A 24,786-nucleotide genomic window follows, 5' to 3' on the forward strand; every position below is an offset into this window, starting at 1 on the left:
CACCTCCATCTGTCGATCCTACTACGAATACGACGTGAGAGGTGCTTTTATCTGTCTCATTTATTTAGGTCACTTCACTAAACTCCCGCCGGTGCTTTTTTATATTCGCCCCTGTAAGGTTTGTACCACATGCTTTAGCGTAGCCTGCTCCCCTACGTTTCCCGGGAAGATTACATACGGAATGTCCGGAAACCGGCTTTTGTCGTCTGTCTGCCAGACGGGCACGCCAGGGGCGATCTGCCCGAGAACTTCTGCTTTTTTTACAAGCAGGCCCTTCGTTCCCACGTCGCTTGACGTAATGCCGCCTTTGGCGACCACAAACGCCGGCTGATGAGCAGCATTTTTTACAAAATTTGTGACAGCATCGGATATTTTTACGGACAGTGCCAGTTCTTCCTCTTTTCTGTGCTCCCCTAAATCAAGGCGTTCCCGGGAAGTGTAGACGCAAACCGTAGTTCCCTGTGTGATAGAGTCATCCACTATTTGTTGAACACGGCGGGTTTCCGCCTGAAACGATTCCTCGTCCAGCACTGAAGAGCATTGAAATTCCACAAATTGTATATTAGTTAATTGCTGCAGGACTTCGAGCTGTTCTGTGGATTTTTTAACATGGGAACCAATAATAATCAGGCCGCCATTGTCACTCTCCTCACGAAAGAGACCATTCGCGTCTAAATAAGGTTTGCGGGTGATTCCGCCAATTTCTTTTGTAAACGTGGCGGCTGTCCGGAATAAAAAGCTTTTCCTGTTTTGAACGGCACGAAACAGGGCAGTGCAGAAGACTTTAACATCCGTTTCACTGACAGCGTTCACGACAATCTTCTGGAATGCAGATGCCTCTTCGAGTTTAGCCTCGATCGCTTCGAAGTCCAGAGCCCGGAGCTCATCGATAGAAATAGAAATAACGTCTTCCTTTTTGTACCTTCCATTCGTTTTTTCTTCGATATACTCGCCTAAGTGGCTCGAAACAAATCCAAACATCCGGTCTTTGGCAAATTCTGTGTCTGCCACGGGTACAAATGCTTCTCCCTGCTGAATATAGTGCACGTCGCTCACAGTACGGCGATTGCCCTGTTCAAAAAAGGGAAGAAGGACTTCTCCGTCGACCGTATTTCCTGTCTGTGCTTCAAGGGTGTCTTTTAATACCTCTGTTTCGAGTGGATAGTGCCCCCGAAGAGTGGAATCGCCCCGGCTGATCAGCAGAAACGGATGGTTTTTTTCTTCAGAGACACGCGCTATACGCTCTGCGATGTCCGTGTGCACTTTAATAGTTTCGGCTTCAGAGAAAGAGCGTGAATTTGTAAGAATGAACACCAGCTGTCGTTCGTCATCAAACGCTTCACGGATAGTTGATTCCTCCCAGTCTGTATACACTGGCACGCCGTGAACTGTCTGCACACCTGTCGGATCATCGTCGAGGGAAATAATTTTGTGAGGCATATTTCTGGCCGCTTCCGTAAAGAAAGCATCGACATTATTTTCATCATACGCAGGCAAAGAGTTAATATAATTACTTATCTGTGTCACCTGTGTTTACCTCCTTGTGGTACAGTGTAGTTCGCAAGCATTTCGTAGTGCTGGAGTACGCCGCTGTGATCGTCGGACTTTTTGCCATGAGCAACCATGGATTCATACATTTCAGCCACGTCGGAGGCAAGCGGCAGCGGAACCCCCAGCGATTTGCCTGTTTGAAGTACATTGGACAGGTCCTTTAAATTAATATCAATTCGTCCGCCTGCGGTAAAGTTCCGTTCAAGAATCTTCGGTATTTTTGCGTCAAGGACACTGCTTCCGGCTAAACCATTGCGGATAGCTTCGTATACTTTATCAATATCCGCCCCTGCTTTAGAAGCGAGGAGCACTGCCTCCGACATGGCAGCCATCGTCACATTTACTAATATTTGATTAGCAAGCTTCGTTGTCGATCCGGAGCCGACTTCGCCAACATGGGTGACATCTGTTCCCACAGCACGCAGAACCGGGTAAGCAGCAGCAAAGGAGTGATCATCCCCGCCGGCCATGATGGAGAGCGTCCCATCTATCGCTTTTGGTTCGCCGCCGCTTACCGGGGCATCCAGAAAGGCTGCTTCTTTTTCCGCAAGCTTCTCCGCCCAACGTTTGGAATCCACTGGAGATACGGAGCTCATATCAATAACTATTGCCCCTTTTTTTATGACTGGGAGGATATCTTTTATTATTACTTCATCGAGTATGGCTGTTGTCGGAAGCATCGTAATAATAATGTCGCTGTCTTTGGCTGCTTCCCCGGCAGCATCGACGGATTCCCCTCCTGCTTCTGTCACCCGTTTTCTGGCTGAAGGCTGAATATCAAAAGCTTTCAGCGCGAACCCAGCCTTCAAAAGGTTTTCGGCCATTGGTGCTCCCATAATACCTAAACCAATTTGTCCAATATTCATATAATGTCGCTCCTTCGATTAGATAATTGGGTGAAAACTTATTTTTAAATGATAGGCTTTCAATAAATATTATTGTACACATTATTTATATTTATGTATACATCAACTAATTAGCTGTTTTATTTATCAGGAAATAGGTATAATAATGACAGAGATTTTCGAAGAAAGAGGGACGACACAATGAAGCAGTACACCGCCTCGAATGCAGCATATGAAAAAATCAGGGATGCCATATTTGAGGAAAAATATGAACGTGGGGAAAAATTAACAGAGGTAAAGCTTGCGGACGAACTGGGGGTCAGCCGGACGCCGGTGAGAGACGCCATGCGCAAGCTTGAAGAGGAAGGATTAATTAAAGATAAACGCGTCATCAATCCAACCATTAAAGATTTGATGAACACGTTTGATGTGAGGATGTTACTTGAAGGTTATGCTGTCCGCCAGGCTGCCCGTTATATGGGCCCTGATCAGATTGAAGATCTGCAGCAATGCGTGGAGGCTGCTAAAAGGGGAAAAACTGAGGAAATTATGGACGCAAACAAAGAATTCCATGACATTATTGTCAAAGCAAGTAACAATGATGTCTTAATCGACACGATCGACCGGATGCAGTCGGTTATTTTTCTTTTTCGCCGAACAGTGGTGTATCATCAGAGGCCGCGCCTGATTGAAGAACACGAGGCAATACTGGAAGCGATCCGAAATCACGAAGAAGAACAGGCAGAGTGGTTAATGAAGAGTCACTTGAAGAAGGACCTGGATTTTTCCATTCACTCATGGTGATGCTAAGATTTTAAAACCTGGAAGACAAAGGGATTAAAAAAGCTAAAGCTGCAGGCTTCTAACGTCTTTCACAAGTATCGGAAGCCCCTTCGAAAATAAATGCTCCTCGCCCGGAAGAATACGCTGTATGCTTTGGGGAAGCTTTCGTGCATAAGCCTGGTGATGGGAGAAGGGGACCACGTTGTCCCTAAAGCTGTGATAAAGAAAAATATAGGGAAGGGCAGGAAGAGCCTTTTCAAAATCTGCATGAAGTGTGTAATTCTCCAGCTGCCACTCCGGACTCCGGCCCCAAAAAGGAGAGGCAATAATAAACAATCCTGAAACTGTACAAGATAACGATTCTTCTGAAAGATATTTCAATAACGCAGATCCTCCGAGAGAGTGTCCGATTAACAGTACCTCACCGCTGAGTCTCTGCAGCGCTAAGCTGATCTGTTTTTTCCACAGGACATATTGTGGGTTTTCCGGAGCAGGCATAGACGGGTGAAAGAAATGAACATCTTTGCTAAGCTCTTTCTGCAAATAAAAAGAAAGGCCGCTGCTTCCCTGATCTGGCCCCTGTGGCCCTGCACTGTGAATGAACAAAGCATGTTTTTTTACCGTAATTACTCCTTTATTTGTTATTTTTTCGCCAAGAATAAAAATCTCTCCTTCGATCAGGCGGGGGCTGCAGGGCGATCGAAAGAGAGATTACGAATATATTTTAATTGTTAAATGAAACCGAAAGCACGCGTTTTTCCCAATTGCTTTTTTCGGCAAGTTCAAGCAGGCGGATGACTCTGCTCGCTTCAATAGCTGGAACGGGATTTTTGCGGTCTTTTGTAATGGCTTGTGCCAGTTTTTCATAATAGGTTTCATAAGAACCCGCATGCGTAGGTATTTTTTCCGTTCCGCCATAGGCATCGGTAAACGTACCGTAATAAGCTTCTTCATCAAGAGCCCACCCCGGGTCTCCAGGCTTTTTGCCATTCATCAGCATTTCCTCCTGAGGGTCGGCCCCGTATTTCACGAAGCTGCCTTTTGTGCCGTGTACAATATACCGCGGCACTTCTCCGGCTGCCAGAAAACTGGACTGTAGAATAACCCGTTGGTTGGGGTAACCGAGAATGGCATGAAAATAATCGGTATTATTCATGTTCGGCCGCTGCGTTTCCAAATCCGCAAATATAGTTTCCGGCATACCAAACAGTTCAAGCGCCTGATCAATAAAATGGGCGCCTAAATCAAACCAGGTCCCTGATCCAGGGAGATCCTGTTCGCGCCAGAGGCCTTCCACTTCCGGGGCATAATCGTTCCAGGTGCCCTGAAAAGTATGGACGTCGCCGAGTGCTCCTGCCTCCATTAAAGAGCGGATCGTTAGGAAATCGCCGTCCCAGCGGCGGTTATGGTAAACACTCAAAACAACATCATTTGCTTCGGCAAGTTTAGTAAGCTCTACGGCTTCCTCATATGTAGGTACGAAGGGCTTTTCGAGTACAACGTGCTTGCCGTTTTCAATCGCCGCTTTAGCCAAGGGGAAATGTGTCGTGTTTGGGCTTGTAATGATAACAAGATCAATATCCTCCCGGCGGCAGGCTTCCTCAGCTTCTGAGGTAACTTCAACATCGGGAAGCCGTTCATGTACTTTTTCTGCGCTGGAGGATGATACAAGACGAATATCAAAATGATCGCTTTTTTCGATAATAGGTGTGTGAAATACTGAGCCTGAAAAACCAAAAGCGATAATTGCCGTATTGATTGCCTTCATGAATGACGACCTCCTCAAAAGTTATTAATAAACTTTTCCCTTCCGTCCTGAAAAGGAAACGTCGCCGTATAGAAAAAGCGGCAGTTCGCCTGCCGCTTTAAAATAGTTCGTATAAGCATGTTATTTCCATTTTGGCTGATCGAAAAATTTCGGACGGTATTTTGCGATAACAAACAGAATAATAACCGTAATGATAGTCTGTGGAATCAAATATGAAGCGTTGTAAAGTGCTGAGTACGCCACGACAGGCGTTCCCTCCGGTGCATAGCTTCCAAACCAAATAACGCCCGATACAAAATGGTCAATGTACCGCAGCAGGGCTCCAGAAACAATGCCGATAAGCATCAGAAGATACGGGATGCGCTCCCGGAATACAGCGTGGGTCGTAAAAATTGCAGCAAAGCCGAGCACCGTATAGGCGATCGGATATTCAAGTACAAGCTGAACGGGATGGACGATTGTCGCTCCCTGCAAAAGCTGAAGCATTCCAGCCAGAAAACCGGTGGCAAGCCCCGCTTTCCAGCCACGGCGGAAAGCCATCAAAAAAATAGGAACCATAATAAAAGAAATCGAACCGCCAGCGAGCCACGGTCCGCCGAATTCAAGAAATCCTAAAATAAAAGAGAGCGCGGCCATGAATGCTGTTTCTATCATAATTGCTAAACGTTTACCCCTCTCCAACAATGAACACCTCCCTAGAAATTACCGATACTATCTTAGCATAATAGGAAAAAGAAAGAAACGCCAAGCGAGGGGGGTTGTCTGATATAATTATGAAACAAGGAAAAAACAGGGAGAGGGTTGCATGGACACATCGACAGATATGCTGAAGGAGTATTTGAAGGGAAGCGGCGCGGCATGTACAGTGACCCTTCTGTTGTTCATTTTTTATACTATTATATTGGGAGAGGTACAGCTGTTTCCCAATCTGGCCTTTTTACTGGCGGTATGTACGTACCTTGGTTCCACGGTTGGGGTTTTGCTGCTGAAGCTCGTGGAGTCGTACCAGTATCATATTCTGTATCCAATTCTGGGTACGTTTTTTTTCGGTTTTCTTGGCATTTTTTACGGAGTGTCGATTATTTACGCATACCAGCTGGACGGCTTTTTTGTGGTTGTGACAATGGCGTCGTCCATGTCATTTTTCGTATCCCAGTTTGTCCAGGCACAGACGCTTGCCTGGATCATGGCAGGCTCAGGTCCGTTCTTTTTGGCGGTCATTATGTTTTCAAATCAGTTGGCCCGTTCGCTCGGGCAGTAGAGGAGGAAAAACAGTGAACTATCATGGCAGAAAGTTTGCAGGTGTAGAGAACAGCAGTGGCGGGGAAGTGTCGGGGCAGACCGTGTTTCATTACGAGCAGGAAGGATCAGTGCTGCGGGCACATTATTCTGGAGGCGAAGTCGTATCCGGTGTTTTAATTGGAAAAGTGTACGACAATGGTGATCTGGAATTTCGCTATAACCATGTTAACGATGACTGGAGCATCCGGGGCGGAAAATGTTACTCAAGGCCGGAAATGCTGGAAGACGGACGAATCCGCCTGCACGAACAGTGGCAGTGGCAGGATGAAAGCAGCGAAAAGGGCACGTCTATCGTAGAGGAAGTAACAAACGAAACGGTTTAAAGTGTTTGCCCAGGAGGAAAAGGAAGTCTGACTACACAGCATATAAAGGAGACTTTCAATATGGAACATACTTCCATTGGCGGTACGAGCCTGCAACCTTCCCGGATAGGGCTCGGCACTTGGGCGATTGGCGGCACTCAGTGGGGTGGAACGGATGAACAGCAGTCAATTGAAACAATACATGCAGCGCTTGATAAAGGCATCACCCTTGTAGATACGGCTCCTGCTTACGGGTTCGGGGAATCAGAGAAAATTGTCGGAAAAGCGTTAAAGCAGGATAATAAACGTCAAAACGTCGTACTGTCAAGCAAGTGCGCGATGAACTGGAATGATGAGGGCATGTTCCGGGACGGCACAGCCGCCCGGATCCAACGCGAAATTGATGATTCCCTGCAGCGGCTGCAGACAGATCATATTGATATTTACCATGTGCACTGGCCGGACCCCAAAGCAGATATGTCTGAAACGGCAGGGACGATGAAAGAAATACTCAACGCCGGGAAAATTCGGGCAATAGCGGTCAGTAATTTCACTGTTGCCCAGCTTGAAGAATTTCAAAAAACAGCGCCGGTTCATGTTATCCAGCCGCCGTATAACATTTTTGAACGGGGCATTGAAGAAGATCTTCTTCCATATGCTGAAAAACAGGATATTTCCACGCTTTTGTATGGATCACTGTGTCGCGGGTTATTAAGCGGGAAAATGTCGGAAAACACTACTTTTGAAGGCGATGACCTCCGCAACGGGGACCCGAAATTCCAGGAGGACCGTTTTCCGCAGTACATTGCGGCGGTAAATGAACTCGACCAATACGTTCAGAACAAATACGACAAGCGTGTGATTCATTTAGCTGTCCGCTGGGTGCTCGATCAGCCTGGAACAAGTACAGCCCTGTGGGGAGGCCGTCGTCCGGACCAGATGAACGGCATTGAGGAAATTATGAACTGGCAGCTCGACCAGACGGATATGAAAGCCGTGAACGAAATCGTGGATAAGCATGTAAAAGACCCGGTAGGGCCGGAATTTATGGCCCCGCCGACTAGATAAAAAATGAAAATGCTGCGCTTAGGCGCGGTATTTTTTATGAAATTAAAGAACTATGAGAAGAAGACGGCGCCAAGTACCCAAATAAAACAGAAAATTTTGGGTGACGGAGGCTGGCAGGCTTGCTTGTTTAATCATGTCAACATTGATTCTGTCGTATTTGTGTTTTCCTTTAATTGTGTTTCCGCAGCAATTCCCATAAAATAAGGATGTAAGCGAATACTAAAATCAAATGGTCCATATTTCATCCAGAATTTATTTCATTATTGTCATTAATATATTTGGGCCTGAAAAGGGGGAAACACAATGAGTGCATCAACAGAAAGTGCACCGCAGAAAAAAAGCATCCGCTCAAGGATTCAAAAGTTCGGCAGCTTTTTAAGCAGCATGATCATGCCGAACATCGGTGCTTTTATTGCATGGGGGCTGATCACGGCTTTCTTTATTGAATCGGGGTGGACGCCCAACGAAAATTTAGCTGTACTCGTCGATCCAATGATTGTTTATATGCTACCATTGCTAATTGGTTATACCGGCGGGAAAATTGTTCATGATGTACGTGGAGGAGTTGTAGGAGCTGTTGCCACCATTGGTGTCATAGCTGGTGCTGATATTCCTATGTTCCTAGGGGCGATGGCGATGGGCCCTCTTGGCGGTATTACTATTAAAGGATTCGATAAGCTGGTCGAAGGAAAAATCCGCCAGGGATTTGAAATGTTAGTGAATAATTTTTCAGCAGGTATTATAGGCTTTGGACTTTCTATTTTAGGATTACTTGCTGTTAGCCCTATCGTTCAAGGATTGACCACAATTTTAAATGGTGCAGTAGATTTTTTAATTAACACAGGCCTTCTGCCATTAACCAGTATTATTATTGAGCCGGCGAAGGTGTTGTTTTTGAACAATGCTATCAACCACGGAGTGCTAAGTCCTATCGCGGCAGAACAGGTTGCTTCTACTGGAAAATCAATCTTATATCTGCTTGAACCGAATCCGGGCCCTGGTTTAGGTATTTTGCTTGCGTTTGCAATATTTGGGGCTGGAGTATCGAAGGCTTCTGCGCCAGGTGCCATAATTATCCAATTCTTTGGCGGTATTCATGAAATTTATTTCCCGTACGTCCTGTCGAAACCTTTAACTATCCTTGCAGTTATAGCTGGAGGAATGACTGGAGTATTTACATTTTCACTATTTAATGTAGGGCTTACAAGTGTTCCGTCACCAGGAAGTATTTTTCTAGTGGCTGGCTTTGCGGCTCCCGGCGATCTTGTTGGGGTTTTAAGCGGGGTTTTTCTTTCAGCATTGGTTTCATTTGTAGTAGCTTCAATTATTCTTAAGTTCAGCTCCAATACAGGAGAAACACTTGAAGAATCCACAGCGAAAATGGAAAGCATGAAAGGCAAGAAAAGCTCGGCAGCGTCCGCACTTCATTCCAATGCGGAAACAGCTGAAGCTTCTGAAGCTGGAACCGGCGCTTATTTAAACAAAGATGTTAACAAAATTGTCTTTGCCTGCGATGCCGGCATGGGCTCGAGCGCCATGGGAGCCTCGGTCATGAAGGATAAGGTGAAAAAGGCCGGGCTTGATATCGGCGTAACGAACACGTCGATCTCAAACATTCCGGACGACGCTGACCTGATCATTACGCACAAGGATTTGACCGAACGGGCGCGGCAGAAACGGCCGGACGCTGAACACGTATCGGTGGAAAACTTCCTTGGAAGCGACAAGTATGATGAAGTAGTCGAAGACCTGAAGCAGAAAAAAGGCGTGGAGGAAAGCTCCTCGGCTGGAGCGGCGACAGCGAAAGCTCCAGTTAACAAAATTATCTTTGCCTGCGACGCGGGTATGGGTTCGAGCGCCATGGGGGCTTCGGTCATGAAGGACAAGGTGAAAAAAGCAGGACTCGACATTAGTGTATCGAACACCTCGATTTCCAACATTCCAGACGATGCGGATCTGATTATCACGCACAAGGATTTGACCGAACGGGCGCGGCAGAAACGGCCGGACGCTGAACACGTATCGGTGGAAAATTTCCTTGGAAGCGACAAGTACGATGAAGTAGTCGAAGATCTGAAAACAAGAGAATAAGGAGGGAAACCGATGGAATATCTCACCGGCCGGGAACGTGGATTGCTGCTGCATCTTCTGCAGCATCAGGAACTGAAGCCAGTGGCTGAAATAGCTGAAGAGATGAATGTAAGCTCCCGGACGATCCATCGGGACCTTGATAAGCTGGGGGGCTGGCTTGCCGGCGAACAGGTTGAACTCGAAAGACGGACGGGAAGCGGTGTGCGGCTTAAGGGGGCGGAGGAGGATCTTGAAGAAATCAGGCTCCGCCTCCAGCGTCCTGCCGTTATTGAATATACGCCGGATGAACGCCGTACCCTGCTGATCTGTCTCGTTTTGGAGTCAGATGGGCCTGTGAAATTGACAGCGCTTGGTGCAGAATTAAAAGTAACTATAGCAACAATTAGCCAGGATTTGGATAAACTCAAAGACTGGCTTGAGCTATTTTCACTCACGCTTGTAAGGCGCCGGGGCTACGGAGTAGAGGTGCAGGGATCAGAAGCAGCCAAACGCCGGGCAATGAGCAGTTTGATTGCTGAAAACGTGGAAGAAAAAGAACTGCTCAGCTCAATCAGGCACCACATCTACGAACGAAATGTCCAGACGGAACAGGGCCGCTTGGCGGAACGCCTGCTCGGGATGGTGGGAGAAAATCACTGGTCGACGGTCGAGCAGGTGCTGTCCAACATGCAGGACCAGCTTCCGCAGAATTTTGCCGACAGTGCGTATATCGGTCTGATTGTTCATTTGACCCTGGCGATTGAGCGCATCTCTGTAGGAGAAAGCATTGATATCAATGCCGACTATATGGAGAATCTGCGCGAAACAAAAGAATTTGCTATTGCAGAAGCTATTATTCAGAAGCTTGAGCGTGTACTCAAGCTGTCTATTCCCGAGGCGGAAATAGGCTACATTACGATGCATCTGCGGGGAGCCAAGCTTCGGACGCCGGTGGAAAACCAGCTGGAAGTAGATCATCTGCCCGTGGCGATAAAAGCAAAAGCGTTGATTCAGGAGATGGAAAAACGAACTGGAGAGTCGCTGAGGAAGAATCGTTCCCTGTACGAAGGATTGGTCGCTCATCTTGAGCCGGCGCTGTACCGGCTAAGCGAAAATATGAGAATTCATAATCCATTGATGGAATCTATTAAAGAGAATTATGCCGATTTGTTTGCGAAGCTTCGTCAGGCAGCGGATATCGTATTTACGGAGAGCTACCTTCCGGATGCCGAGGTCGGTTTTCTGGTGCTTCATTTCGGAACAGCAATGGAGCGTGAAGAAGCTGTCGCTCCTCTGCATGCGCTTGTCGTATGCTCGAGCGGCATCGGCTCTTCAAAGCTGCTTGAAAGCCGGCTGCGAAAAGAGGTACCCGTACTCGGAGACCTTGAGAATGTGAGCCTGCTGGACCTTGAGGAAATGAACATGGCCGGCTATGACTTAATTATCTCTACGATTCCATTGGAGCCACAGTCGCTTCCTCATTTAGTCGTTCATCCGTTTTTAAATGAAGATGATACAAGAGCAGTCCTTCAGGCAGCGGACTCCGTCTACCGTCAGCAGAGCAGAGCTGCAGTAGCAGTAAAACAGAAGGAAGCATATGAGACATCATCGCTTAATTTATACGAAATACAGTTTTGTGTAGATTTGTCTGTCCAGATGTACCATGGTTTTTATATGCGAGAAGTGGCCGGCGGCAAAAATGCGGAGCAGGCGGTTCATTGGATCATGAATGAAATAAAAAAAGAAAATATCGTTCAGCATGCCGGGAGTATCGCAGAAGAAATCTGGGAGAAGCAGGCGAAGGGATTTGCGATCCCGGAAACTAACGTGGCGCTGTTCCATACACGAAGCAGCCAGGTAAATGAACCATCACTGACGCTGTGGCAGCTCGAAACGCCTCGGGAGCTGACAGCTATGGATGGCAGGTCAACAATGGTCGACCGCATTCTCGTTATGCTCGCCCCGGAACAGGGCCGAAAAGAAGTGTTTGAACTTATGAGTACTATCAGTGAAGAGATGCTGATGAATCCGGATCGGCTGCATGTCCTCAGGAGTGGGACAGAAGATGATATTCAAAAGCATATCGATGACGTTTTTCGGGAATGGTTGAAACGGAAAATAAATTAAGGTGAAGGAGAGAAATCATATGACTAAACCAGTACTGCAGCAGGAAAATGTGAAAATGAATGTATCACTTTCAGGAAAAGAGGAAGCCATTCGTGAAGCAGGAGGCGTTCTTGTCGACAATGGCTACGTGCAGCAGAAATATATTGATAGTATGCTTGAGCGTGAGAAAGTAACGTCCACCTTCATGGGAAACGGTGTTGCTATTCCGCACGGCACAGAAGATTCGCGTGAATGGGTGGATCATTCCGGACTGTCCGTAGTTCAAGTCCCGGAGGGAGTGGATTTTGACGGCAATGAAGTGCGAATTCTGATTGGAATTGCCGGCAAAGGGGATGAACACCTAAACATCTTATCGAAAATTGCCATTGTATGCTCTGATGAGGAAAACATCGAAAAAATGGTTCAGGCTTCATCAAAAGAAGAGCTGCTTGAGGTGATCGGAGAGGTAGAAATCTCATGATCGCGGTACAGATAGGTGCTGGCAATATCGGTCGTGGGTTTATCGGACAGGTGCTTTCTGATGCAGGATATGAGCTGTATTTTGCTGATGTAAATGACTCTCTGATCGAACAGCTGAAGGACAAAGGTGAATATGTGGTGGAGCTCGCGGAAGACGGGGCATCCGCCCAGACTATTTCAGGGGTCCAGGCTTTTCACAGCGCAAGAGAGGAAGAGGCTCTTGTACAAAAGCTGGCAGAAGCTGACTTGATCACAACGGCAGTAGGTCCGCCTGTATTGAAGCACGTAGCTCCTGTGATAGCGAAAGCATTAAAACAAAAAATTGCTGATGGAAGCCCCGCCCCAGTGAATGTCATTGCCTGCGAGAACATGGTGGCTGGCACAGCAGAATTGAAAAAATTTGTGTGGGAACAGCTTTCGGAGGAAGAGAAAACGGAAGTCGAGCGTTTTGCCGGCTTTGCCAACGCCGCTGTGGACCGTATTGTGCCGAATCAGCCTGAGGGACAGGGACTGAAGGTAGTCGTTGAGCCATTTTTGGAATGGGCAGTGGAAGCACCGTCGCTTAAAGGGAAAACTCCGGATATCCCGGCCGTAACGTATGTGGAAGACCTGACTCCGTATATTGAGCGCAAATTGTTTACGGTCAATACCGGACACGCAGCGCTTGCATACGTAGGCTTCCTGTACGGGTGTGAAACGACGAAAGAAGCGATGGACCACCCTGAGGTTTCGGGAGCTTTTGAATCGGCTATCCGTGAGACGGGGCGCCTGCTTCAAATTAAACACGGGTTCAAAGAGAAAGAGCAGAACGAATACCAGGCAAAAATCAAAGGACGGTTTTCCAATGAATACCTCTCCGACCCGGTAACCCGCGTCGGTCGTGGTCCTATCCGGAAACTCGGGCCAAAGGACCGTTTGGTTCGCCCTGCGGTAGAGCTGCAGGAGGCTGGGGAACGACCGGAGGCACTGGCGTTTGTGATCGCCGCGGCTCTTCAGTTTAACGTACCTGAAGACGGAGAGGCTGTTGAACTGCAGAACACAATTGACCGGAAAGGATACAAGGAAGCTTTAAGCCATTACGCGGAGCTTCCCGTCCACCACCCACTGGTGGAATTGGTAGCCGGGCACCTTCCGGCCGAGTAGAAACAAATAAAGAAGCGGATCGTCCATTTGGGCGGTCCGCTTCTTTTATATGTCCAGACAAACCTTTTACAGAATCCGTGCCGTTGGTCAGGTTTCCTGCGCTTTTCGCTGTCCAGCTCCGGAAACCAACGGCGGCAGTCTCTTCAGAGTCCCCCAAGGGGGAAAAGCCCCTTTGGGGAAGCCTCTTCCAGATCCCGCGCCGTTGGTCAGGTTTCCTGCGCTTTTCCGGTTAAAAGCAGGCGGAGGTCTTCTGCACTTAGGGTGTGCAGACCAGCTTGTTCGTCGGTGATGACCTGATCATACAGGTGACGTTTTTGCTCCTGCATGTGCTGAATTTTTTCTTCGATGGTTTCATGGGTAATGAGGCGGATCACCTGTACTGTTTTTGTCTGGCCGAGCCGGTGGGCGCGGTCTGCGGCCTGCATTTCGACCGCTGGGTTCCACCATAAATCATACAATACTACAGTATCTGCTCCCGTAAGGTTAAGACCAGTGCCGCCGGCTCTTAATGAAATTAAGAAGACGTCCGGGCCCTCTTCTTTGTTGAAGGATTCAGCTAGGCGTACCCGTTCCTCTCCAGGCGTGCTGCCGTCAAGATAATAATAATCAATGTCTTCTTCTGCCAGCCGGTCTCTTATAAGAGCGAGCATAGAAGTGAACTGCGAAAAAACAAGCACCCGCTGGCCATTGGCCGTCCCTTCATGAAGAATTCGCACGAGTTCTTCAAGCTTACCTGAGGAGCTTTGGTAATCGGGTTGCACGAGCGCAGGATGGCAGCAGATCTGCCGGAGACGTGTCAAAAGCGATAAAAGGTGCATCCGGTTGGCTTCCGCACCTTCTTCAAGCAGAGTCCCAGCTTCCTGCTGCACGTTCTGCAGCGTTTTTTTGTACATATCCGCCTGGTTGGTTAACAGATCGCAGTACGTTGTGGTCTCTACTTTTTCTGGAAGCTCCTGAAGCACTTCTTTTTTCGTGCGCCGCATAATAAAAGGCGCTGCTCTGTCCCTTACTTCTTCCGGACTCCATGAAGAGAACAGCTTTTTGCTCGGAAACAGTCCGGGCATAACCACGCTAAAAATGGCCCGCAGTTCATCGAGTCTGTTTTCTACCGGTGTGCCGCTCAGGGCAAAGCAGTATTTTCCGCGGAGCTGCGTGATGGCTTTCGCCGTTTTTGAGCTGGTATTCTTGACTGCCTGGGCTTCATCAAGCAGAATGCCTCGGAAAAACGTTTTTCCGTACCATTCCACGTCCCGGCGAATCAAAGGATAAGATGTAATGAAAATATCGCTCTGCTGATAAATCTGCTGCTCGCGTTCTTTTTTGCTGCCGGAAACGACAGTGGCTTTTAAGGATGGAAAGAAGCGCTCCGTTTCTCTTTTCCAATTATATAAAAGCGAGGAGGGAGCAATAATAACGAACGGTGCTTCACCGGGAGCCTCCATGCACTCCGTGGCGATAAAGCAAAGCGCCTGAAGCGTTTTGCCAAGACCCATATCATCTGCCAGAATACCGCCAAATCGGTAAGAAGCGAGTTGCTTCATCCACTGGACGCCTTCGTGCTGATATGCCCGAAGTTCCACGTCCACTGGTTCCGCAAGTGCTGTATTGTTTTCCGCAGCGCGCCGGATGTTTTGAATCATATCCTCAACATCAAGAGAAGTCTGCCAGCGATCAGCACCGGATAGATGTTTGTCCAAATTGAACGCCTGGTGGGCCGGGTAGCGAACCGATCCATTCACTGCGGTCTGGTCCGGCTTTGGCATCTGCTGCAGGGCGCGGGCAAGGCGCTGCAGCAAGTCATCATCGAGAGGAAGGAACCGGTCGTCCTCTGTTTTATAAAATTCCCGGCCCTCCTGGAGAGCCTTCCAGATTCCTGGCGTTTCTAAAGCATCTGTTACGGAGGAAGTGAGGGACAGCTCCATCCATTTTTCCTCGACATTAATATCGGAAAATAGCGACAGGCTTTGTCCGGGAATAAGCATACGTTCGACTTCTTCACTCATGAAAATATCCATATACGGACGCAAGGCAGCCAGATCCTTCGATAGAAAATCGATGATGTTTTTAGGGGACGAAAGCAGAAGCCGGTCATTCTCCTGGATAAAGCCTTTTTTTTGCAGGCGGCGGAGCTGTATATGTTCCTGCTGCCGGTCTCTTGGTACAACGTCCGGGTCTTCGAAAGATGGAACAGTACCTGGGCGAAAAGCGCTGTATTCTTTCATCCCGTAACGGTAGATTAAATCACCGGCGATTTTGCCCCCTCGGCCCTTCGAAAGATATAACATTGTCTGCAGCGACTCCAGCTGCAGGCGGCCCTGCAGCTCACCGTCTATTTCCAGGCAGCAATGGTTCATTAACGGAGCGCCCCAGTGTAAAAAGGTGTCAAGAAATTCCTGCTGCGAAAAAATGAGGCGCTTCTCTGGTGCCTGTATAAGCATCCGCTGGGAGGCAGCCGCCGTTCGCGCCAGTTCTTTTTCGGGGGAATACAAATTCCCGGCCCATAAGCAAAAACTACTGTCGCTGACAAAAAAAGGCATTTCATTTTGGGATGTGGAGAAAATCAATACATCTGAATTCTTTTCGCAGTTCAAATAAAATGAATACGGCCAGTTTTCGGTTACAGTCCATGGCCTTTCTCCGTATGCATCGGTAATATAAGCGTTCGGGCAGTCGTTAAGCAGGCTGAAAAGCGTTTCGACTGCATAAGGGGGGACCGCCATCTCTTTTTTCGATCCGCTTCTGGCTGTCCATTGCTCCTGATAAGAAGACCCCCATTCTTCCTGACGAAGTATAGAAGCTAGCAGATGAAGAACATGAAGATTTTCTTCTGAAAAGTAGTGGTACATAGGATCGAAGGTCAAAGAAGGAGCAAGACGGTACGGAGCGTCATTTTTCATCGCTTCGATAAATTGGTGGATGTTTTTTACTACGTAGCGCTGATTCTCTCCGATTTTTACTTGGACAACAGGAAACAAAACCTCGGGCCTCCGGTTATCAATAGGAAAAGAAACCAGAAAGTCAGCGTGAATCTGAGTCCCAACGTCTTCGACGCGTGACTGAAAAGGCGAAAAGTATTCTAAAAACTGGTCTTTCACGGTATCGTTTCCGTCTGGCACAGCGGGAATGGGTGAAGCCGGAGCCCCTGTGGAAGCAGGGGCCTCAAGCAGCAGGGCAATAAGATGGCGGCAAGGGGCAGAAGAGGAATGATAAAACCGGTCGCAGGAACAGTACATTTCCTGAATGGTATAGCTGGCGTCCACAGCAACAAAAACGTCCTCTGGAAAAGGAGTATCCTTTACGACTGCTTCTATATGGCGAGTATGCATCAAGGTTTCTTCTGCCATGTGGGCAATTTTATATAAATCATACAGGTGTTTGCCTTCTAAATATGTAGTTTCATCGGTCATCTGGCGTATAGCGTCCGGGGCAAATAAAGCCAATCTTCATCCTCCTTGCAACGCTGGAAATACTATCTTCCGTACGTTTTTCCTTGTCCGTATTTTAGCATATTACTACTTGAAAAAGGGAATAAAAGTACATACAACAACGGTCGCAGCAGGTATAATGTAAAGAAAGAGATCGTCGGAAGGAGAGGTTCTTATGGATATCAGGCAGCTGATTTATGAAGCGAAACAGGAAGCGTGGGCGTTTTTTGCCCATACAGACCCTGCACATGATTATTGGCATACTGAGCGGGTGGCGGCGCTTGCGGGGGACATCGCTGAAAAAGAAGGGGCAGACCCTGATATATGCATCCTGGCAGCCTGGCTTCATGACATAGGGGATGAAAAACTTCTCAAGGAAGGGGAAGACGGAGAAGAAAAAATCATGCGCTGGCTTGAGGAGAATGAAGCCGGGGAAGAATTAAAGCAGCACATTATGCAGATTGTTTCTTCTATTTCCTTCCGGCATCACCATGAACGGGCGCCAGAAACTCTTGAAGGAAGAGTGGTGCAGGATGCAGACCGCCTCGATGCACTCGGGGCTATCGGAATCGCCCGGGCCTTTGCCTACACTGGGCACACCCATCAGCCGCTGCATGACCCTCGGCCGGAGTACCGAAACGAGAGAAACAGCGCCATTCAGCATTTTTTCGATAAGCTGCTGCGGCTTAAAGGGATGATGAATACAGACACAGGCCTTTCCATCGCTACGAAGCGCCAGCGGTTTATGGTCAGTTATTTAGAGGAGTTTTACAGTGAATGGGAAAGAAAGGCATAAAAAGCGGGCTGTCCGAATGTTCGGACAGCCCTTTCTACATTTAGGATGACGGGGCGTTTGTAACATATTCCAAAATTTCCTCAGGGCGTTCGAACCGCAGCGTCGGCGAGGTGTTTTCCGGATGTACGGCGCCCCAGCCGGCTAAACCAAAAGCAGTGCCCGCTTTTTCGGCACTATCGCTGTCGTGCTGGGTGTCGCCGATATAGATAGTATTGGAAGCCTCTGTCCCGCTTTTTTCCATAAATGCCCGGAGCGGTTCCGGGGAAGGCTTGTGATGGGTAGTGTCTTCGGCGCTAATAATGTAGGAAGCAAACTGCTGCAGCCCGAAGGGTTTCATTTCATGGTCAAAGGCTTCCCGTGTTTTGGAAGTAACGATGCCAACCTGGTATCCTTGAATATTCAGTCCCTCAAGCAGCTCCTGGATGCCGGGGAAAATATCAATCAAAAAACGATTTTCTTCAAGGTAAGCGGCCCACTTATCCTGGACCGTGCGTCGCTCGTCACCCTGCAGGCCCAGCCGGTTTAAAACTTCCACCTCGGGAATACCGAGAAGCGGCCGCAGGTTTTCGTTTTCAATAATTTCCCCCGTGGTTTCCTCTACAGCGCGCCTAAGTGATTTGATAAGGGCGTCCTCTGTATTAATCAGCGTTCCATCAACATCAAAAACAAATGTACCGTACATAATTACTCCTCCTAACAAATATCTCGCTATTTGGTTTTCCCGAGTTTTCCTATTTTCAATCAGCGGAAAAAGCCTGTTGCGAGAGAGCGTTTACATAAAAAACTTTTATGCGATCTATTGAAAATTCGAGGTGATATGCTACACTTTGATGGTTCGTGACGTTGGCTTTCATACAGATGAGAGCCTGAAAAAGAAAGCACGTGAGGCGCGAAACAGGCCGGAATGCCCGCGTGTACTATTGATAAAGAGTACAAAAAAAGAAAGGAGAAAAAAGTTTGAATTTTTCACAACTTAAAATGGAGTGGCTCGGAAACATTAAAGGAGATGTACTGGCAGGAATTGTCGTTGCGCTCGCTTTAATACCGGAGGCAATCGCCTTTTCAATTATTGCCGGCGTAGACCCGCAGGTTGGGCTTTATGCTTCTTTCAGTATGGCGGTAATGATTTCAATTGTAGGCGGGAGACCCGGGATGATCTCAGCAGCAACGGGGGCTATGGCTCTTGTGATGGTCACGCTTGTTGCTGATCATGGCCTGCAGTATCTGCTTGCGACCACCGTATTAACTGGGATCATTCAGCTCCTGATTGGTTTCAGTGGACTGGCCCGCTGGATGAAATTCATTCCAAGGTCAGTGATGGTAGGTTTTGTGAATGCTCTCGCTATTTTGATTTTCCTTGCCCAAATAGAGCATTTCCGGGGAAATAGTTTTTGGCCGTTTGTTTTGGCAGGTATGGCCCTTGCAATTATTTATCTCTTTCCTAAACTTACCGGGGCCGTGCCTTCCACGCTCGTAGCCATCATTGTCGTCAGTATGGTAACCGTGTTTGGAGGTATTAATGCCAGTACAGTAGGGGATATGGGGACGCTTCCGAGTTCTTTCCCTGTCTTTCTTCTTCCGGATATACCTTTGACGCTTGAAACATTGATGATCATTTTGCCGTACGCACTGTCATTGTCTGTCGTTGGCTTGCTGGAATCGCTGCTGACTGCCACTATCGTAGACGATATGACAGATTCAGAAAGCAACAAGAACCAGGAAGCGCGCGGCCAGGGAATTTCCAATGTTGTTACTGGTTTTTTCGGTGGCATGGCCTCCTGCGCTATGATCGGCCAGTCGGTGATTAACGTAAAATCAGGAGGGAGAGGCCGGCTTTCTGCATTTGTTGCCGGTGTATTCCTGCTTTTCCTAATTCTCGTGCTTCAGGGATTTGTAGTTCAGATTCCAATGGCAGCACTTGCGGGCGTCATGATTATGGTATCGATCAGCACATTCGACTGGGGCTCGCTTCCTATGCTCGCGAAGGCACCTAAAACAGACTCGATTGTCATGGTCGTTGTGGTTGCTACAGTCGTTTACACGCACAACCTTGCAATAGGCGTGGTTGCTGGAGTTATTTTGAGTGCTGTTTTCTTTGCGGCTAAAATTTCAAAGGTTCATGTGAGTACAACCATTAAAGATGAAATGACGCGTGTCTATTGCGTGGACGGGCCGCTGTTTTTCGCTTCAGTAACGGACTTTGTGAAGAGCTTTGATTACAAAGAGAATTTCGATAGAGTGGAAATTGATTTATCACGAACCCATCTCTGGGATGACTCTGCGGTCGAAGCGATTGAAAAAGTCAGACTGAAGTTTAAACAGGAAGGCACTAAAGTTCGTTTTACAGGTATTAACGAAGAAAGCTCGGAATTAATGCGCAAGCTGGAAGGAATGTCTTCTGGTCACTAAGAAATAAGTGAAGGATACAGAACTGTTAATGGGGGGATGTCTGTGTACCAAAAAGTATTGCTCGCAGCAGATGGGTCCGACCACGCCCGCCGTGCTTCAGGGCATGCGGTAAAGCTATTAAAGAATGTACCGGACGGCCATTTGGACGTTATTTATATTATTGATAAAGATCAATCCAAATCGGACGTGCTGCATTACGGAAACAAAGAAATTATTCAGATGAAGCGCCGGGAGCAGCTTGAAGATCTCGAGAATGACCTGAAAGAAGCAGGGATTTCTTATGAGGTTCATATCGAGCACGGGGAGCCGGGACCGACGATTGTTTCTTTTGCGAACGACGGAGCCTATGACTGTCTCGTGATCGGGAGCCGTGGACTTAACCAGCTGCAGACCATGGTACTTGGCAGTGTCAGCCATAAAGTTGTGAAACGCGTACACTGTCCGGTGCTTGTCGTAAAATAAAACCGTCTGTTGCGGCTTTTTTGCCGCAGCAGACGGTTTTTTATTGAATGTTTTTAGCGGGGTTCTGCTTTTCGCCTCGTAGAAGAAAGCACGTAGTCATATACAGCCTGAGCGACTCCGTGATCATCATTATGGCTCGTTTGTTCATCAGCAAGCAGTTTTACTTCCTGTTCGGAATTTTCCATGGCGATGGCTGTATCAGCATAGCGAAACATGGATACGTCGTTAAAGTTGTCACCGATCGCAAACGTGAAGGCTTCTTCCCATCCCGCCTGAATGCGCAGGTGATGGAGGCCCGCGCCTTTCTCGGTATTGGGGTGCATAAACTCAAGGTTGTCCCTGCCTGAAGACGTAATGGAAACGTCCTGGCGGATTTTCCACGCGCTTCGGACGGCAGCAAGCTTATCCTCAAGCGGAGAGAGCATCAGAAATTTATAAACGTGTACATCCTCGCCCTCGATGTCTTCGAGTGAGCGGAGCTGATGCATATGGAACCGTCCGGTATTGTATTCTTCTTTGCGTTTAAATTCTGCCATGCGGTCCTCATAGTCGTCTTCTTCTTTTACGAGCTCATGAGCGTCTTCCATAAAATACTGCCAGCCCTTTGGCATGTAAAACATGCCTTTATTCGTGTAAACATGAAAATAAACGCCAAAGTCTTCAAGTGACTGTACGACGCGGAGCGCTGTTTCCTTTTCCATCACGTTTTCATATACGACAGCGTGGCCACGGTTGACGATGGCCCCGTTTAACGAGACAATGCCATCTGCTTCAATCCCAGCATCTTCAAGCAGGTGCTCGACGTCTTCAATGCCTCTGCCGGTCGCAATGACGAGCTTGTGCCCTTCGGAGCGCAGGCGGTTTAACGCCCGGGCGTTTTGCTTGGAGATATATTTTTTTGAATGCAAAAGAGTGCCATCCATATCAATTGCTACTACATTCATTTTAGTCACCTCTTATGTAACGCCTGGGGCGTCCAAATTATAATTTCAGAATAACACGAAATCACGGGGGGAAGTTAATAATAGTTGACGAAATGAACAGAACAAGCTATACTTCCTAATTGGAAGAAAATTTGACAAACAAAAACGACTCGTATAATCGAACGAACTGGGTTCGATGTTTCTACCGGGAGCCGATTTTCCCGACTACGTGTCTCTGTGTGATTGTTCACGCAGGGGCACTTTTTTATGGTTAAAATCATATACGGGAAGCTAAAGGAGAATGAAAAATGCTAAAAAAACTATTTCAGCTGGAGGACCATCAGACGACCGTAAAAAAAGAATGGACGGCCGGAGTTACCTCCTTCTTTACTATTGCCTATATATTAATCGTCAACCCGGCTATTTTATCGGATACTGGAATGCCTTATGAATTTGCCCTTCTGGCTACGGCACTCGTGACGGCCGTCGGGTGCCTGCTTATTGGGCTGTGGGGCAATGCCCCGATTATTTTAACCCCCGGCATGGGCGTGAATGCTTTTTTTGCGTACACGCTCGTGATCGGCATGGGCTGGACGTGGCAGCAGGGGCTTGCAATTGTGCTCCTTTCGGGCGTGCTGTTTTTAATTACGGCTCTGACGCCGATTGCCGGCAGGCTGGCGCAGGCGGTGCCGCTGTCACTTAAACAGGGCATCACAGTCGGTATTGGCGTGTTTTTAACCTTCATCGGTCTGCAAAAGGGCGGGCTCGTCCAGGGAGACGAAGAAACATTCGTGGCTCTTGGCAATCTGGCAGACCCGGCTGCCATGCTGACAATTGCCGGGCTGGTAATTATGCTGATGCTTGTCGTCCGTAAAGTAAAAGGTGCTTTTTTGATCGGAATTGCTGTTATTTCTCTGGTCGCGGGGCTGTTTGGCATCAGCAGCGGTGGTGCTGGGGAGGCAGTAACAGCAACTGGTGCCTATACCACGGTATTTACGGCGGCTGATTTTTCTGCCTGGTCGTCTATTGCGTTTTGGACGGCAGTTTTTTCATTGACGATGATCGTTGTATTTGAAAGCATGGGGCTTTTGCACGGACTGCTCGAACGAAAAGAAAAATTTGGGCGTTCCTATCAGGCAGCAGCGGTTACGGCATTTGGCAGCGGGTTTCTCGGGACCTCACCGACCATACCGGCAGCGGAAAGTGCTGCAGGTGTGGCAGAAGGAGGAAAAACAGGATTAACGGCGGTTGTGACTGGCCTGCTGTTTTTAGTGGCACTTCTGTTCACACCGCTTTTAGGCTTTATTCCTGAAAGCGCGATCGCCCCGGTCCTGATTATTGTAGGGGGGATGATGGTACAGGAGATCCGCCATATTTCCTTTGACGATGCCTCGGAATGGTTCCCGGCCTATTTGGTTATAGGAATTATTCCGCTCACGTATTCGATTGCCGATGGCATTGCCTTTGGCTTTATAGCCTATCCGCTGCTGAAGATGGCGCTTGGAAGTCCAAAAGCTGTTTCTCCGGTAATGTACGCTATTTCGTTTCTCTTTTTCCTGCATTATGTATTTACCTACATGGTTTAACCCCGCCTTCCTGGCGGGATTTTTTTATTGGCAGAATTGGTTAAAACGCTTACGATAGATAAAGGATATGAATACATCATAGAATTACACATATTTTTTCTGGGGAAAAGAGATCCAATACGGGGGTATGCTGCGTAAGCTTATTACATACTGCTTTTCCCGAGCATTTTGAAAAAAGGAGAAGGCCTATGTCGAAGTTATCGGATAACGATCTGTATGAGCGCATACGCGAGCGCGACAGAGAAGCGCTTGAACTTCTGTATGACCGTTATGAGCGGCTGCTTTATTCATTTGCCTACAGGATGACTAAAGACCAACAAATAGCCGAAGAGATCATGCAGGATGTTTTTATGAAAATATGGCAGGGCAAGGGAAGTGCCGTCTATCAGAAAGATAAAGGCTCTCTTTCGTCCTGGCTGCTTACAATTACACGCAACGCCTCGATTGATGCCCTCCGCAGAAGAAAACCGGAAGTGGAATGGGATCCGAGGGATTCGAAAGAAGAAACGACAGGGGTGGAGGAGCAGGTGGAACTGAAAGAAAATAATGAAGAGCTTGAACGGGCAATAGCACTTCTTTCAGAGGAACAACAAAAGATTGTCCGCCTGTTTTATTTTCAAGGGCTGTCCCAGCGTAAAATTGCAGAATCCTGTGATATACCGCTTGGAACTGTAAAGGGCCGGATCAGGCTTGCCTTAAAGAAATTAAAAGAACACCTCTCCAGGGAACGGAGGGTTGATTATGGTGAATAACAAACAGGACTGGTTGTTTGATTATATAAATGGTCTTTTAACCAAGGAAGAAGAACAGGAATTTGAAGCCTGGCTCGAAACGGATGATGAAGCGAAGCAGGAGCTTGAAGAAATGCAGGCTATCATGGGGGAATTTCCGCAGCATATCGAGCCTCAGGACCCGCCGGCCGGCATGAAAAACCGGGTAATGGAGCATGTCATTGGCAAGGAGCCGGAGGAGAAGGTGACGGTGACGAAACCAAAAAGAAAATGGAGTGCCGTAGCCGGAGCACTTGCTGCTGTTCTGCTGGCTTCCATAGGAACCAACGTCTATCTTGGCACGCAGTGGCAGCAGGCTTCAGAAGAACGGGAAGAACTGGCCTCGGACCTCGGAGAAATGCAGACCGCGCTGTCAGAACTTGAAAATTCTTCTCAGGAAACGGGAGAAGTGATTGCTTCCCAGGAATTTGCAGCAACAGAAAATTCCCAGGGAAGTGGAACGGTCACGCTTCTTAATACAGAGCAGCAGGGCGAAATGGCTGTCCACGTAGAAGGGCTTGAAGATTTGGAGAATAGTGAAGTATATCAGGTGTGGATGGTTGGAGGCGATCAGACGGTCCCTGCTGGATCCTTTACTACAAATGAAAGTGGTATTGGCTCCGTAGTTGTGCCTTCAGATGCCGTCAATGAAGACTGGGACGCTGTAGCGATCACAAAAGAACCCCAGCCAAACAATGAAGCTCCGCAGGGAGAAGTGGTGCTCGAAGCTCCACTATCCTAAAGGATTGCGAAAAGACCGGAAAAATTTTCCGGTCTTTTTTTGTATGGTCAGAAGCGCTCATGGCAGGGGGTTAAGCTTAAAAAATAATGATTCACAAAACATTCATAAATTATGATCCAATCGTATATTTGTTTCGTTAGCTGAATGAAATTAAATATGAGGGAGAATCATTTATGTCATCAACTGGAAGCTCGCCGCCATAGCTTTGCTATCATCTGCTGCAATCATTACTTCGGCAGCATCGGGAATTGCTTT

At 47.7% G+C, this 24,786-nt stretch carries 22 protein-coding genes and 1 riboswitch; of the genes, 14 read left to right on the plus strand and 8 right to left on the minus strand.

Features of this window, described 5'->3' with window-relative positions:
* Positions 1-99 precede the first annotated feature (99 nt).
* Complete coding sequence (locus ACTTK6_RS13065) at positions 100-1,527, minus strand: four-carbon acid sugar kinase family protein (RefSeq protein WP_462833622.1); 1,428 nt, start codon at positions 1,525-1,527, stop codon at positions 100-102.
* Positions 1,524-2,417: an NAD(P)-binding domain-containing protein gene (locus ACTTK6_RS13070; RefSeq protein WP_462833624.1), complete on the minus strand. Its 894-nt coding sequence runs from the start codon at positions 2,415-2,417 to the stop codon at positions 1,524-1,526. The genes ACTTK6_RS13065 and ACTTK6_RS13070 overlap by 4 nt, the downstream gene beginning before the upstream one ends.
* Positions 2,418-2,597: 180 nt before the next feature.
* Here ACTTK6_RS13070 and ACTTK6_RS13075 point away from each other — a divergent pair, with 180 nt between their 5' ends.
* Positions 2,598-3,200: a GntR family transcriptional regulator gene (locus tag ACTTK6_RS13075; RefSeq protein WP_094907511.1), complete on the plus strand. Its 603-nt coding sequence runs from the start codon at positions 2,598-2,600 to the stop codon at positions 3,198-3,200.
* A 42-nt stretch (positions 3,201-3,242) separates the two neighbouring features.
* Here ACTTK6_RS13075 and ACTTK6_RS13080 read toward each other — a convergent pair whose 3' ends face one another.
* The 3 genes from ACTTK6_RS13080 to thiT form a co-directional block, all read right to left on the minus strand.
* Positions 3,243-3,785, minus strand: a complete 543-nt coding sequence (locus ACTTK6_RS13080) for an alpha/beta hydrolase (protein ID WP_462833625.1) — start codon at positions 3,783-3,785, stop codon at positions 3,243-3,245.
* 118 nt (positions 3,786-3,903) lie between these two features.
* Complete coding sequence (locus ACTTK6_RS13085; RefSeq protein WP_094907509.1) at positions 3,904-4,947, minus strand: oxidoreductase; 1,044 nt, start codon at positions 4,945-4,947, stop codon at positions 3,904-3,906.
* Positions 4,948-5,067: 120 nt separating this feature from the next.
* Positions 5,068-5,628, minus strand: coding sequence for an energy-coupled thiamine transporter ThiT (gene thiT / locus ACTTK6_RS13090; RefSeq protein ID WP_233133170.1), 561 nt, complete (start codon positions 5,626-5,628; stop codon positions 5,068-5,070).
* 124 nt (positions 5,629-5,752) lie between these two features.
* On the opposite strand from thiT, the gene ACTTK6_RS13095 reads away from it, so the two are divergent.
* The 7 genes from ACTTK6_RS13095 to ACTTK6_RS13125 all read left to right on the plus strand — a co-directional run bounded on the left by ACTTK6_RS13095 (position 5,753) and on the right by ACTTK6_RS13125 (position 13,418).
* Positions 5,753-6,208, plus strand: coding sequence for a hypothetical protein (locus tag ACTTK6_RS13095; protein ID WP_079474988.1), 456 nt, complete (start codon positions 5,753-5,755; stop codon positions 6,206-6,208).
* A gap of 13 nt (positions 6,209-6,221) precedes the next feature.
* The gene (locus ACTTK6_RS13100; RefSeq protein WP_079474989.1) at positions 6,222-6,572 is read left to right on the plus strand and encodes a n-acetylglutamate synthase; all 351 of its coding nucleotides are present in this window, start codon (positions 6,222-6,224) and stop codon (positions 6,570-6,572) included.
* A 60-nt stretch (positions 6,573-6,632) separates the two neighbouring features.
* Positions 6,633-7,619, plus strand: coding sequence for an aldo/keto reductase (locus ACTTK6_RS13105; protein ID WP_094907508.1), 987 nt, complete (start codon positions 6,633-6,635; stop codon positions 7,617-7,619).
* A gap of 303 nt (positions 7,620-7,922) precedes the next feature.
* The gene (locus ACTTK6_RS13110; RefSeq protein WP_094907507.1) at positions 7,923-9,710 is read left to right on the plus strand and encodes a PTS mannitol-specific transporter subunit IIBC; all 1,788 of its coding nucleotides are present in this window, start codon (positions 7,923-7,925) and stop codon (positions 9,708-9,710) included.
* A 12-nt stretch (positions 9,711-9,722) separates the two neighbouring features.
* Complete coding sequence (locus ACTTK6_RS13115; RefSeq protein WP_462833626.1) at positions 9,723-11,816, plus strand: BglG family transcription antiterminator; 2,094 nt, start codon at positions 9,723-9,725, stop codon at positions 11,814-11,816.
* Positions 11,817-11,835: 19 nt separating this feature from the next.
* Positions 11,836-12,276, plus strand: coding sequence for a PTS sugar transporter subunit IIA (locus ACTTK6_RS13120; RefSeq protein WP_462833627.1), 441 nt, complete (start codon positions 11,836-11,838; stop codon positions 12,274-12,276).
* Positions 12,273-13,418, plus strand: coding sequence for a mannitol-1-phosphate 5-dehydrogenase (locus ACTTK6_RS13125; protein WP_462833628.1), 1,146 nt, complete (start codon positions 12,273-12,275; stop codon positions 13,416-13,418). The genes ACTTK6_RS13120 and ACTTK6_RS13125 overlap by 4 nt, the downstream gene beginning before the upstream one ends.
* A gap of 206 nt (positions 13,419-13,624) precedes the next feature.
* Here the strand turns inward: ACTTK6_RS13125 and ACTTK6_RS13130 are convergent, their stop codons facing one another.
* Positions 13,625-16,858 (minus strand): DEAD/DEAH box helicase, encoded by a 3,234-nt coding sequence (locus tag ACTTK6_RS13130; protein ID WP_462833629.1) that lies wholly within the window; start codon positions 16,856-16,858, stop codon positions 13,625-13,627.
* 160 nt (positions 16,859-17,018) lie between these two features.
* Here ACTTK6_RS13130 and ACTTK6_RS13135 point away from each other — a divergent pair, with 160 nt between their 5' ends.
* Positions 17,019-17,639 carry an HD domain-containing protein gene (locus ACTTK6_RS13135; RefSeq protein WP_079474996.1) on the plus strand — a complete coding sequence of 207 codons (621 nt, stop codon included), beginning with the start codon at positions 17,019-17,021 and terminating at the stop codon, positions 17,637-17,639.
* A gap of 40 nt (positions 17,640-17,679) precedes the next feature.
* Here the strand turns inward: ACTTK6_RS13135 and ACTTK6_RS13140 are convergent, their stop codons facing one another.
* Entirely contained in the window at positions 17,680-18,321 is a 642-nt protein-coding gene (locus ACTTK6_RS13140; protein ID WP_079474997.1) for an HAD family hydrolase, read from the minus strand.
* Between the two features lie 275 nt (positions 18,322-18,596).
* On the opposite strand from ACTTK6_RS13140, the gene ACTTK6_RS13145 reads away from it, so the two are divergent.
* Together ACTTK6_RS13145 and ACTTK6_RS13150 are read left to right on the plus strand one after the other, a co-directional pair.
* Positions 18,597-20,048 (plus strand): SulP family inorganic anion transporter, encoded by a 1,452-nt coding sequence (locus ACTTK6_RS13145; RefSeq protein WP_462833630.1) that lies wholly within the window; start codon positions 18,597-18,599, stop codon positions 20,046-20,048.
* A gap of 36 nt (positions 20,049-20,084) precedes the next feature.
* A complete protein-coding gene (locus ACTTK6_RS13150) occupies positions 20,085-20,510 on the plus strand; it encodes a universal stress protein (RefSeq protein ID WP_379919682.1) in 426 nt (141 codons plus the stop codon).
* Between the two features lie 53 nt (positions 20,511-20,563).
* Here ACTTK6_RS13150 and ACTTK6_RS13155 read toward each other — a convergent pair whose 3' ends face one another.
* A complete protein-coding gene (locus ACTTK6_RS13155) occupies positions 20,564-21,454 on the minus strand; it encodes a Cof-type HAD-IIB family hydrolase (protein ID WP_079474999.1) in 891 nt (296 codons plus the stop codon).
* 129 nt (positions 21,455-21,583) lie between these two features.
* A riboswitch (purine riboswitch) is annotated at positions 21,584-21,681 on the plus strand.
* Positions 21,682-21,741: 60 nt separating this feature from the next.
* Between ACTTK6_RS13155 and ACTTK6_RS13160 the strand changes: the two genes are divergently transcribed.
* The 3 genes from ACTTK6_RS13160 to ACTTK6_RS13170 all read left to right on the plus strand — a co-directional run bounded on the left by ACTTK6_RS13160 (position 21,742) and on the right by ACTTK6_RS13170 (position 24,531).
* Positions 21,742-23,019 carry an NCS2 family permease gene (locus ACTTK6_RS13160; RefSeq protein ID WP_462833631.1) on the plus strand — a complete coding sequence of 426 codons (1,278 nt, stop codon included), beginning with the start codon at positions 21,742-21,744 and terminating at the stop codon, positions 23,017-23,019.
* Positions 23,020-23,207: 188 nt separating this feature from the next.
* Positions 23,208-23,771: an RNA polymerase sigma factor gene (locus ACTTK6_RS13165; protein WP_079475001.1), complete on the plus strand. Its 564-nt coding sequence runs from the start codon at positions 23,208-23,210 to the stop codon at positions 23,769-23,771.
* Positions 23,761-24,531 carry an anti-sigma factor gene (locus tag ACTTK6_RS13170; protein ID WP_094907499.1) on the plus strand — a complete coding sequence of 257 codons (771 nt, stop codon included), beginning with the start codon at positions 23,761-23,763 and terminating at the stop codon, positions 24,529-24,531. Before ACTTK6_RS13165 ends, ACTTK6_RS13170 begins: the two co-directional genes overlap by 11 nt.
* Positions 24,532-24,786: the final 255 nt, after the last annotated feature.

This window comes from Marinococcus salis, from assembly GCF_054971365.1.